Genomic DNA, 12,635 nt, shown 5'->3' with positions numbered 1-12,635 from the left:
GCCATGGATGTACGCAGCCTGTTCAGCGCACCCACCATCGCCACACTGGCCGCTTGGCTGGCGCAGCGCGAAACCGCTCCACAGCCACAGTACGAGGCATTGGGCGCACCGCTGCCGCTGGGCTGCACGCACATCACCCCTGACCTGCTGCCAATGGTGGCGCTGACACAGGCGCAGATCGACCGCATCGTCGCCAACGTCGAAGGCGGCGCAGGCAACGTGCAGGACATCTACCCCCTCGCGCCGCTGCAAGAAGGCTTGTTCTTCCACTCGCTGATGGAGCGCGAAGGCGACACCTACCTGCTGTACACCACCCTGGCGTTCGACACCGAAGCCCGTGCCCAGGCGTTCTGCCAGGCGCTGCAACAGGTCATCGACCGTCACGACATCCTGCGCACCGCCCTGGCCTGGGAAGACCTGGAGCACCCCGTGCAAGTGGTGTGGCGCCACGCACCGCTGTCGCTCGAAACCCTGCAGGTAAAAGGCCCCGATGCACTCGCCGAGCTCTTGGCCCACACCGACCCGCGCCAGCGCCGCCTGGACATCACCCAAGCACCGCTGCTTCGCGTGGTGAAAGCGTTCGACGCGCAACAGCAGCGCTGGCTGTTGCAGGTGCTGCACCACCACCTGGTGCTGGACCACACCACCCTGGAGCGTTTGGTCGAGGAAATCGCCCTGATCGAGCAGGGGCGCCAGGCGCACCTGCCAGCGCCCATTCCGTTCCGCACCTTTGTCGGACATGCCCGCCGCAACCAGGACAGCGCCCGCCAGCAAGGGTTCTTCCAGGCCATGCTGGCCGACGTCGATGAACCCACCGCACCGTTCGGCCTGCTGGATGTGCAGAACACCGGGGCCCTCGAACACTGCCAGGAAACCCTGGAGCCTGCGTTGGCGCAGGCGCTGCGCAACACCGCGCGACGCCACCAGGTCAGCGCGGCGAGCCTGTTCCACCTGGCCATGGCGCTGGTGTTGGGCAAGGCCACCGGGCGCAGCGACGTAGTGTTCGGCACCGTGTTGCTGGGGCGGATGCAAGGCGTGCAAGGTGCCGAACAGGCGCTGGGGGTGTTCATCAACACCCTGCCGCTGCGTATCGGCTTTAGCCAGGCCTCGGTGAGCGACAGCCTGCAACGCACGCACAAGGCCCTGCTGGACCTGCTCGAACATGAGCATGCGCCACTGGCCATGGCCCAGCGCTGCAGCAGCGTGCCCGCCAGCACGCCACTGTTCTCGGCGCTGCTGAACTACCGCTACAGCCTCGAAGACACCCCGCACCAGACCCTCGACGGCATGCAGGTGCTGAGCACCGCCGAACGCACCAACTACCCGTTCACCGTGTCGGTAGACGACCTTGGCCAAGGTTTCGCGGTGACCACCCAAGTAGCCGGTTCGGTGGGCGCGCGACGGGTCTGGGCGTTCCTGCGCCAGACCCTGGCCAGCCTGGTCGAGGCCTTGGACAAGCACCCGCAACAGCTGGCCCAGGCGCTCGACGTGCTACCGGCCGACGAGCACCAGCGCCTGGCACGCTTCAATGCCACGCAACAGCCGCGCGCGCCCCGCGCCTTGCTGCACGAACGCTTCGAAACCCAGGCGCGCCTGAGCCCCGAGGCAGAAGCCCTGCGCTGCAAGGGGCGGGTACTCAGCTATGGGCAGCTCGAAGGCCAGGCCAACCGTCTGGCCCGACGCCTGCAAGCGCTAGGGGTCGGCCCTGAGACCCGGGTCGGCATCCACCTGCCGCGCACCCCCGAACTGGTGGTGGCGCTGCTGGGCGTGCTCAAGGCCGGTGGCGCCTACGTGCCGCTGGACCCGGCCTACCCCGTGCAGCGACTGGCCTACATGCTCGAAGACAGCGCCCCGGTGGTGCTGCTGACCCTGGGCGATGCGCCGCTGGGCCTGAGCCTCGCCGAAGGCTGCCAGCGCCTGGATGTCGCCGAGGCACTGCGCTCAGGCGATAGCCGCCCGCTGGACGTGCCCGTGCAGGGCCATCACCTGGCTTACATGATCTACACCTCAGGCTCCACCGGGCAGCCCAAAGGCGTAATGATCGAACACCGCAACGCGCGCAACTTCCTCGACTGGGCCTTGCGCAGCTTCAGCCCGCAAACCCTGGCCCGCAGTCTGTTCAGCACCTCGATCAACTTCGATCTGTCGGTGTTCGAATGCTTCACCCCGCTGTCCTGCGGCGGCGCCCTGGAACTGGTCGACGATGCCCTCGCCCTGCTCGAGCAGCGCCCCGCGCTGAGCCTTATCAACACCGTGCCCTCGGCCATCGATGCACTGCTGCGCGCCGAGGCCCTGCCCAGTGAGCTGCCCACCGTCAACCTGTGTGGCGAGGCGCTGGCGCAGCACCTGGCCGAACGACTGTTCGCCCACAGCGCGGTGCGCCAGCTCAACAACCTGTATGGCCCCACCGAAACCACGGTGTACTCCACCTGGGTATCGATGGACCGCTCTCAAGGCTTCGCCCCGCACATCGGGCAGCCTATCGACAATACCCAGGTCCACGTCCTGGATGCCGTGCAGCAACCGCTGCCGGTGGGTGTAGTCGGCGAGCTGTACATCGGTGGCGCAGGCGTAGGGCGTGGCTACCACGGCCGCCCCGAACTGACCCGCGAGCGCTTCTTGCCCGACCCGTTCAGCAGCGAGGCCGACGCACGCCTGTACCGCACCGGCGACCTCGGCTTCTGGGATGCCGACGGCCACCTGCACTACCTGGGGCGCAACGACTTCCAGGTGAAAATTCGCGGTTTCCGTATCGAGCTGGGCGAAATCGAGTCGGCGCTGCTCGACATGCCCCAGGTCACCGCCGCCGCAGTGCTGGCCGTGCCGCGCGATGGCCAGGGGCCTGCCCTGGTGGCTTACGTAGCGCCAGCGCAACTGGAGCCTGCCGCCTTGCGCCAGGCCCTGGCCGAGCGCCTGCCGGCCTATATGGTGCCCGCACAAGTGCTGCCCCTGGCGACCCTGCCACTGACGCCCAATGGCAAGCTCGACCGTGCCGCGCTGCCAGTGCCGGGCGAAGACACCTGGGCCAGCCAAGCCTTCGAGGCGCCACGCGGGGAGCAGGAAACCCGCATGGCCGAGATCTGGCGCGAGCTGCTGGGCGTCGCCCAGGTCGGGCGTCATGACCACTTCTTCGAACTGGGCGGGCATTCATTGCTGGCGGTGCAGTGGGTCTCGCGGGTGCGCCAGCGCCTGGGCCTGGAACTGCCGCTGGCAACCTTGTACGCACACCCCACCGTCGCCGAGCTGGCAGCGCTGATGAGCACTGCCACCCACAGCGCCCTGGCTCCGATCACCGTGCTGCCCGAGCAGGCCGAACGGCCCTTGTCGTTCGCCCAACAGCGCCTGTGGTTCATCGCCCGCCTGGACGCTCAGGCAAGCGCTGCCTACCACATCAGCGGCGCCCTGCGCCTGAACGGCGTGCTGGATGAGCACGCGCTGCAAGCGGCCCTGGCGCGCATTGTCGAGCGCCACAGCGTGTTGCGCACCACCTTCAGCGAAACGAATGGCGAGGTACGCCAAGTCATCCACGCACAACCGCACTGGGCATTTTCGCGGTTGGAAAAGGCCGGCGACCTCAAGACCACCCTCGCCCAAGACGCCGCCCAGCCCTTCTCGCTGAGCGAAGGCCCACTGCTGCGCGTGCTGCTGGTGCGTCAGGATAGCCACAGCCATGTGCTGCAATTGACCCTGCACCACATCATTGCCGACGGCTGGTCGATCGGCGTGCTGGTCGACGAACTCTCGGCGCTGTACAAGGCGCTGCGCCAAGGCCAGGCCGACCCGCTGCCCGCCCTGGCGATCCAATACGCCGACTATGCCGCCTGGCAACGAGACTGGCTGGCCGGCGCGCGCGGCGACGCACAACTGGCCTATTGGCTGGAACACCTGCAACAGGCCCCCGAGCGCCTCGACCTGCCCACCGACCGCCCGCGCCCAGCGCGCCAGGATTTTGCCGGCGCCCGCCTGCCGGTGGCCCTGGATGCCGACACCAGCGCCGCCCTCAAGGCCCTCAGCCTGCGCCACGGCACCTCGCTGTACATGACTCTGCTGGCCGCCTGGGCCTTGGTGCTGGGGCGCCTGGCCGGCCAGGAACGCGTGGTGGTCGGCACTCCGGTGGCCAACCGCACACGCAGCGAGGTCGAGCCGCTGATCGGCTTCTTCGTCAATACCCAGGCGCTGTGCATCGACGTGAACGCGCAACAGGACGTGAGCCAACTGCTGGCCCAGGTGCGTGAGCACGCCTTGCAGGCCCAGGCCCACCAGGACGTGCCGTTCGAACACGTGGTCGAGGCCCTCAACCCACCGCGCTCCCTGGCCCACAGCCCGGTGTTCCAGGTGCTGTTCGCCTGGCAGAACGCCCCGCGCAGCACCCTCGACCTGGACGGCCTGAGCCTGACGGTGCTGGCCGCCGAGCAAAGCACCGCGCAGTTCGACCTGTCCCTCGAGCTGTACGAGGCCGACGGCTGCATCGTCGGCGGCCTGAACTACGCCACGGCGCTGTTCGATGCGTCCAGCGTGCAGCATCATTGGGGCTACCTGGCCAACGTGCTGCGCCAGTTGTGCCATGACGACCGGCAAGCGCTGCCCCAGCTCGCCCTGGTCGATATCAAGGAGCGCGAACGCCTGGTGCATGCGCTCAACCCGGCGCCCACCCCCTACGCCGAGGCCGGCTGGGTGCACCAGCCGTTCGAGCGCCAGGCGCGCCTGCAACCGCAGGCCATCGCGGTGGAACTGCACGGCCGGGCCCTGAGCTATGCCGAACTTGACCGCCAGGCCACGCAGCTGGCCTGGGAAATGCTCGCGCAAGGCGCAGGCCCAGGCCAGCGCGTGGCCATCCACTTGCCTCGCAGCCTGGAGATGGTGCTGGCGCTGCTCGCCACGCTGAAGACCGGCGCCGCCTACGTGCCACTCGACCCCAGCCAGCCGCTGGCGCGGCGCCAGGGCATCGTCGAGGACTGCCAGCCGTGCCTGCTGCTGTGGGATGCACAGCGGGTCGAGGCGTTGCAGTGCGGTGACGATTGCACGGCGATGCAGGTACGCCTGTCCGCCAACCGCACGCCTGCGGCGCAAACGCCCGCGCTCGGCCAGGCCGGCCCGCATGACCTGGCCTACGTGATGTACACCTCCGGCTCCACCGGGCTGCCAAAGGGCGTTGCCATGGGCCACCTGGCGCTGAGCAACCTGCTGGCCTGGCAGGCCGAACAGGCCTTGCAAGGGCCGGCTCGTACCTTGCAATTCGCAGCCCTCGGCTTCGATGTGGCGTTCCAGGAAATCTTTTCGACCCTCGGTAGCGGCGGCACCCTGGTGCTGCTGGATGAGGCCCAGCGCATGGACCTGGCCAACCTGCCGCAGTGGCTGGCCCAGGCACGCATCGAGCGCCTGTTCCTGCCTTACATCGCCTTGGCGGCGCTGGCCGACAGCTGGGTCGAGGCCCCCGTCGACCTGCCGCTGCTGCGCGACGTGGCCGTCGCGGGCGAGGCGCTGCGCATCAACGGCGCGATACGTGCCTTGTTCAAGCAGCACCCCCAGGCGCGCCTGCACAACCACTATGGGCCGACTGAAACCCACGTCGTGTGCACCCACACCCTGCCCGCCGACCCCGACCAATGGCCTGACGTACCGGTGATCGGCAAGCCGATCGCCAACACCCAGGTCTACCTGCTCGACAGCCACGGGCAGTGGGTGGCGCAAGGCGCGGTAGGCGAACTGCACGTGGCCGGCACGGCCCTGGCCCAGGGCTACCTGAACCGCCAGGACCTGACCGCCGAGCGCTTCATCGACCACCCGTTCGACCACACCCCGGGTGCACGCCTCTACAAGACCGGCGACCTGGCCCGCTGGACCGCCAGCGGCGAGTTGCAGTACCTGGGGCGCAACGACCTGCAAGTGAAGATCCGTGGCTATCGGGTGGAACTGACCGAAGTGGAAAGCCGCCTCGACCAGTTGCCGGGGCTGCGCGAGTCGGTGGTCGTGGTGCTGCCGGGCAACCAGGGCGCGCCGCGCCTGGTCGCCTACTTCAGTGCCGAGCAGGCCTTGTCGCCCATGCGCCTGCGCAGCCAGCTGAGCGAGCGCCTGCCCGACTACATGCTGCCCAGCGCCTTTGTGCAACTGCCGGCGCTACCGGTCACCAGCAATGGCAAGGTCGACCGTCGGCGCCTGCCCGAACCGGCCCCGGAGGCTTTCGCCCAGACCGCCTACAGCGCACCACAAGGCGAGCTGGAAACTACCCTGGCAGCGATCTGGAGCGAGCTGCTGGGGGTCGAGCCGATTGGTCGCGACGATGACTTCTTCAGCCTGGGCGGCCATTCGCTGCTGGCGCTGCGCCTGCTCGCCCAGGTGCGTCATCGCCTCGGCCTGGAGGTGCCTTTGTCGAGCGTGTTCGCCCAGCCACGCCTGCACGCGTTGGCCGAAGCGCTGGCCAGCGCCGGGCACAGCCGCCTGGGGCCACTGCTGGAAGCCGACCGCAGCCAGCCGCTACCGCTGTCGTTCGCGCAACAGAACCTCTGGCTGATCCAGCAACTGAACCCTGATGCCACGGCCGCCTTCAACATGCCCGCCGGGCTGCGCCTGCAAGGCAACCTGGACACCGCTGCGTTGCAGCGCGCTCTGGACACCATCGTGGCGCGCCACGAAAGCCTGCGCACCCGCTTCGTCAGCATCGCAGGCAGTGCGCGCCAGGTAATCGACCCGCCACGCGCCCTGGGCCTCGAAACCCTCGACCTGACCTTGCCGGGCGCCGCCGACTGGCAAACGCTGTGCGCCGAGCAAGCCGGCCAGCCGTTCGACCTGACCTGCCAATGGCCGATTCGCGCACGCCTGCTGCGTCTGGGCGACGATGACCATGTGTTGTTGGTGACCGTGCACCATCTGGTCTCGGATGGTTGGTCCATGGGCGTGCTCACCGAGGAGTTCTCGCGCCTCTACCAGGCCTTCAGCCAAGGCCGGGGCGACCCGTTGCCGCCGCTGGCGCGCCAGTACGGCGACTACAGCCAGTGGCAACGCCAATGGCTGCAAGAGCAGGAGCTGCAACGCCAGCGCGCCTATTGGCAGGCTCACCTGGCCGGCGCGCCAACCTGCGTCACCCTGCCCACCGACCGCCCGAGACCGGCCCGGCAGGACTACGCCGGGGCCAGCCTGCCGGTACGCATCGACGCCGACTTGACCCACGCCCTGAAGGCCCTCGGCCAACGCCACGGCACCACCCTGTACATGACCTTGCTGGCAGCCTGGGCGGTGGTGGTCAGCCGCTTCTCGGGGCAGAGCGAGGTGGTGATAGGCTCGCCGGTGGCCAACCGTCCCCGGGTGGAGTTGGAGGCGCTGATCGGCTTCTTCGTCAACTTCCAGGCCCTGCGCATCGACCTGGGCGAACGCCTGCAGGTCGGTGAGCTGCTGGCCCAGGTCAAGGGCCTGGCGCTGGCCGCCCAGGAGCACCAGGACCTGCCGTTCGAGCAAGTGATCGAAGCGCTCAACCCGCCGCGCTCGCAAGCCCACAACGCGATCTTCCAACTGATGCTGGCCTGGCAGAACGCCCCCCAGGGCAACCTCGACCTGGGCAACGGCCTGCACCTGCAAGGCGTGGGCGCACCGGTGACCACAGCGAAGTTCGACCTGGCGCTGGATGTGCACGAGGCTGACGGGGTGATCGAGGGCGGCTTCAACTACGCCACCGCGCTGTTCGATGCCGACACCGTGGCGCGCCATTGGCAGGCGCTGTTGGCCGTGCTGCGGGCGATGGTCAAGAACGACCGCCAGGCCGTGGCCCGTATCGACCTGCTCAGCCAGGCCGAACGCGAGCAATTGCTGCATGGCTTCAACCCCACGGTCAGGCTCGCCCGGCCCACTGGCGAACGCCTGCACCAGCACTTCGAGGCCCAGGCGGCGCTTCGCCCGTACGCCATCGCCGTGCAGTACCAGGAGCAGACCCTTGGCTACCAGGCGCTCAACCAGCGCGCCAACCGCCTGGCCCGCCACCTGCGAACCCTGGGCGTGGGCCCGGATGTACGCGTGGCGATCCACACCGAACGCGGGCTGGACATGCTGGTGGGTATTCTCGCGACCCTGAAGGCCGGGGGCGCCTATGTGCCGCTGGACCCTGTGTACCCAGCACAACGCCTGAACTTCATCCTCGCCGACAGCACCCCCGCGGTGCTGCTGACCGTCGATGTACTGCCAGAGGCGCTGCAATTGCCGGCGCCCTGCCGCGTGGTGTCCCTGGACCCGCACGCCAGCAACTGGGCGACGCTACCGGCCCACGACCTGGCCGCAGACCCCAGGGCCAGCGACCGCGACCTGGCCTACATCATCTACACCTCCGGCTCCACCGGCGAGCCGAAGGGCGTGATGATCGAGCACCACGCCGTGCTGCGGCTGTTCAGCGCTACCGACGCCTGGTTCGGCTTCGACGAGCACGATACCTGGAGCCTGTTCCACTCCTTCGCCTTCGATTTCTCGGTTTGGGAAATCTGGGGTGCGCTGCTGCACGGCGGCCGTCTGGTAGTGGTGCCCTACCTCACCTCGCGCAGCCCCCAGGACTTCTACGACTTGGTGGTCGAGACCGGCGTCACCGTGCTCAACCAGACCCCCAGCGCGTTCTACGCCTGGATGAAACAGACCGCGCCCCAAGCGCACCGCTTGCGCTGCATCATCTTCGGTGGCGAGGCCCTCGACGCTGCGGCACTGCGCCCCTGGTTCGAACGGCCCGACAGCCAGGCCACGCGCCTGGTGAACATGTACGGCATCACCGAGACCACCGTGCACGTCACCTACCAGCCAATAACCGCCGCGCACTGCCATGCCCAGGCTGGGCTGGCGCCCATCGGCCAGCCGATCCCCGACTTGCAGTTGTACCTGCTCGATGACCATGGCGAACTGGTGCCAAGGGGCGTGGTGGGCGAACTGCATGTCGCCGGACCAGGCCTTGCCCGTGGCTACCTGAACCGTCCTGCATTGGATGCCGAGCGCTTCCTTCCGGCGCGCTTTGCCGGTGGCGAAGGCCTGCGCCTGTACAAGACCGGCGACCTGGCGCGCTGGGAGGCCGACGGCACCTTGCAGTACCTGGGCCGCAACGACCAACAGGTCAAGGTGCGCGGCTTTCGCATCGAGTTGGGCGAGATCGAGGCCCGCCTCGGCGCCCTGCCAGGCGTGCGCTCGGCCGTGGTGCTGGCGCGCCAGGACGAGCCTGGCGATCCGCGCCTGGTGGCCTACCTGCTGGCCGAGCCTGGCCAGCATCTGCCGCCCGGCACGGTGCGTGCGGCGCTGGCCGAGCAGTTGCCGGCGCACATGCTCCCGTCTGCCTTCGTGCAACTGGCGCAGTGGCCGCTGACCGCCAACGGCAAGCTCGACCGCCGCGCCTTGCCCGCGCCCGACCAGCAGGCCCTGCAACAACATGCCTTCGAAGTGCCAATAGGTGCCGTGGAAACGCGCCTTGCCCAGCTGTGGGCGAAGCTGCTGGGTGTCGAGCAGGTGGGCCGCCGCGACAACTTCTTCGCCCTGGGCGGCCATTCGCTGCTGCTGGTGCAGTTGCTCGACGGCCTGCGCGAACAAGGGTTGGACGTGACCATCGGTGCCCTGTTCAACGCCCAGGACCTGGCCGCCCTGGCCGAACAGGTGGTCAGCCTGGACATCGCCCAGGCCACTGCCCAGGGCCTTCTGTGCATACGTGCGGGCAGCGCAGAACAGGCACCGCTGTTCTTCATCCACGAAGGCACCGGGGAGGCACTGCCCTACGCCCGGCTGGCCCAGTACCTGGAACCGACACTGGGTGTCTATGCGATCCAGGCTGCCGCCGAGCTGGACGATGGCATCGACAACCAGACCCTGGCCAAGCGTTACGTGGCATTGCTGCGCAGTGTCCAGCCACAAGGGCCGTACCGCCTGGCGGGCTGGTCGGCGGGCGGTGTGCTGGCCTATGAAATAGCCCGTCAACTGCTGGGCGAAGATTGCCCGGTGGCGTTCCTCGGCATGATCGACAGCAGCCAACCCGGTGCGCTGCGTGCCGAGCCGGTGTCGCCTGGCCTGGACGAGGACAGCCTGCGCCAGCAGTTGCTGGGCTACCTGGCGCAGCACTGGGCCGCCGACGCCCAACGCCATGCCAACCTCGACCTGGACGCGGTGATCGCCACCGCCCAGGCCCAGGGTTGGTTGCCAGCGGGCTTCGACCGCCGTGAGCTGGCGCGCCGCGTGCGGCTGAACGTTGCCCTGCGCAATGCCATGGTCCGCTACCGGCCCGTGCCGCTGGGCATGCCAGTGCACTTGTTCAGCGCCTCGCGGCAGGTGCCAGGTATCGGCGAGCCTGGCGCCGATTGGCATGCCTTGTTGGGCGCCAAGCTGCTCGAACGATCGATCGACGGCGATCACTGGTCGATCCTGCGTGAGGAAAAACCGCTGCAACAGTTGGCCAACGCGCTGCAGCAGGCCCTGAACGGCACCGAGCAGAACGCAGTGCCCCAGGCTGGCCCGCGGGCCAGCCTGGTACTGCAAAGCGGCGCCCCGGGTGCGCCTTGCCTGTTCATGATTCCGGGGGCGGGTGCCAATGTGTCGAGCTTCATGCCGCTGTTGCAGCAACTGGACCGGAAACTGACGGTAATCGGCCTGCAAGCGCGCGGTTCGGACGGTCAACGCGAACCTCATGCCACGGTGCAAGCCGCAGCCAGTGCCTATGTACGAGAAATCCGTGCACAGGTACCCAACGGCCCCTACTACCTGCTGGGGCATTCGTTCGGCGGCTGGCTGGCCTTCGAGGTCGCCCGCCAGTTGCAGGCCGACGGTGCGCAGGTCGCCCCGGTGCTGTTGCTCGACAGCTCGGTGCCCGGCAAGCCGCTGGCCGACAGTGCACGTGCCACCCTGGCCCGCTATGTCGACCTGCTGGAGATGGACGCCGGTCGCAGCCTGGGCCTGGACATCGACCAACTGGCCAGCCTGGAGCCGGATGCGCAATGCGCGCAACTGCTGGCACGCATGCAAGCTGTCGGGCTGATGCCTGCGCAAGCGCGCGAGGATGTGCTGCAAGGCCCGCTGCGGGTGTTCCATGCCAACCTGGCCACGGCCTACCAGCCCGCGTCGGTCTACACCGGGGCCGTGGTGCTGATCGAGGCCGAACCACGGCACGCGCAGCGCTTCGAGGGTTGGGCGGTGTTGGCGAGCGATTGCCAGCATCAGGTACTCGAAGGCTGCGACCACCTGTCGATGCTCAAGGCCGCTGCGGCGCCAAGGCTGGCCGCGCACCTGCGGCATTACTGGCCAGCACTGGAGGCACGGCTCAGCCATGAGGAGTGAACCTTCGCTCAAGCCCTGGCTGTGGGCCTGGGCCGGCCAGGTGGTATCCACCCTGGGCTCGGCCTTGGCAGCCTTCAGCCTGGGGGTGTGGTTGCTGCAACAGCAGGCCAGCATCACCGACTATGCCTGGGTCATCGCCTTGTCGGCCTTGCCCGGCCTGCTGCTGGCGCCCGTGGCCGGTTGGCTGGTGGATCGCTGCGAGGCGCGCAGCATCCTGTTGCTGGTCGAGGCGGTCAGCGGCCTGGCGGCCTTGGCCCTGTGGTGGTCATTCGAGCGCGGCACCCTGGGCCACTGGCAGGTGTACGCCTTCGCCACGCTCAATTCCAGCTGCCTGACAGTGCGCATGCTCACCTGCCAGGCGGCGATTCCACGGATATTGAGCAGCGCCCAGGCGATTGGCCGGGCCAACGGGCTGATGCAATTGATGACCGGCTTGCCGCAGTTGGTCGCGCCGACACTCGCCGCCGTGCTGCTGGCCAGCATCGGCGTGCCGGGGTTGCTGCTGTTGGATGTGGGCGCGGTGCTGGCCTCGGCCAGCGTGCTGCTGTGCCTGGCCTGGCTCGCCAGGGCCGTGCGCGCCCAACCCGCAGGCCGGGGTGCAGCCGCTGGCGGGTTGCCAGCGGTACTGGCCGTGCTGCGCGGGCGCCCGGCGTTGTGGGTATTGCTGGGCTACCTGGGCCTGGAGCACCTGATGCTGGGGTTGGCCTCGGCGCTGCTGTCGCCCTTGGTGCTGGAACGCCATTCGGTGCTAGTACTGGGAACGCTGATGACCTGCGGCGGCCTAGGCATGCTCGCGGGCTCCTTGTGGGTAGTGGCGCGCCCGCCGCAGCGCCTGGTGAGGACCCTCCTGCTCGCCGACCTGGCGCTGGGGGCCAGCGTGCTGCTGATCGGTGGCAGCAACTCGCCGGTGCTGCTGTATGGGGCGGCGTTCGTGGCCTTCGGCTGTTTCTCCCTGAGCACCAGCAGCGACCAGAGCTTCTGGCAACGCAGCGTGCCCCAGGCAGTGCTCGGCCGCGTGCTGTCGGCACGGCAAGTGGTGTGCCTGCTGGCCTTGCCATTGGGTGCCTTGGGCGCCGGGGTGCTGGCCGACGCTTGGGCCATCCCGTGGATGGCCAAGCATGGCGCGCTGCAAGCCACGCTGGCCCCCTGGTTGGGCGTTGCCAAGGTGGGTGGCCTGAGCCTGCTGTTCGCCGTGGCCGGCATGGCCTATATGGCGCTGGCTTGCCTGGGGTTGGCCATCACGCCGCTGCGCCGCCTGGCGCCAGGGCTGGTTGACGCACGTGATGTGAAATGCTCAGATTCCGCCCTTGCTTCAGGCGAGCAACGCCCGCTTGGCGAAGGATGAATGCCAAGCCAATGGA

General features: G+C 68.4%; 2 protein-coding genes. Both read left to right on the top strand.

What is annotated here, in order from left to right:
* Positions 1–99 precede the first annotated feature (99 nt).
* Positions 100–11,274 carry an amino acid adenylation domain-containing protein gene (locus RAC97_RS14385; RefSeq protein ID WP_375099135.1) on the top strand — a complete coding sequence of 3,725 codons (11,175 nt, stop codon included), beginning with the start codon at positions 100–102 and terminating at the stop codon, positions 11,272–11,274.
* A complete protein-coding gene (locus RAC97_RS14380) occupies positions 11,264–12,619 on the top strand; it encodes an MFS transporter (RefSeq protein WP_375099134.1) in 1,356 nt (451 codons plus the stop codon). Before RAC97_RS14385 ends, RAC97_RS14380 begins: the two co-directional genes overlap by 11 nt.
* Positions 12,620–12,635 lie beyond the last annotated feature (16 nt).

Origin of the sequence: Pseudomonas sp. LS_2 (assembly GCF_042709235.1) — a bacterium.
In the GTDB taxonomy this organism is placed as follows: Bacteria; Pseudomonadota; Gammaproteobacteria; order Pseudomonadales; family Pseudomonadaceae; genus Aquipseudomonas.
The sequence above is the reverse complement of the archived record's forward strand: the minus strand, read 5'-3'. Positions and strand labels throughout refer to the sequence as shown.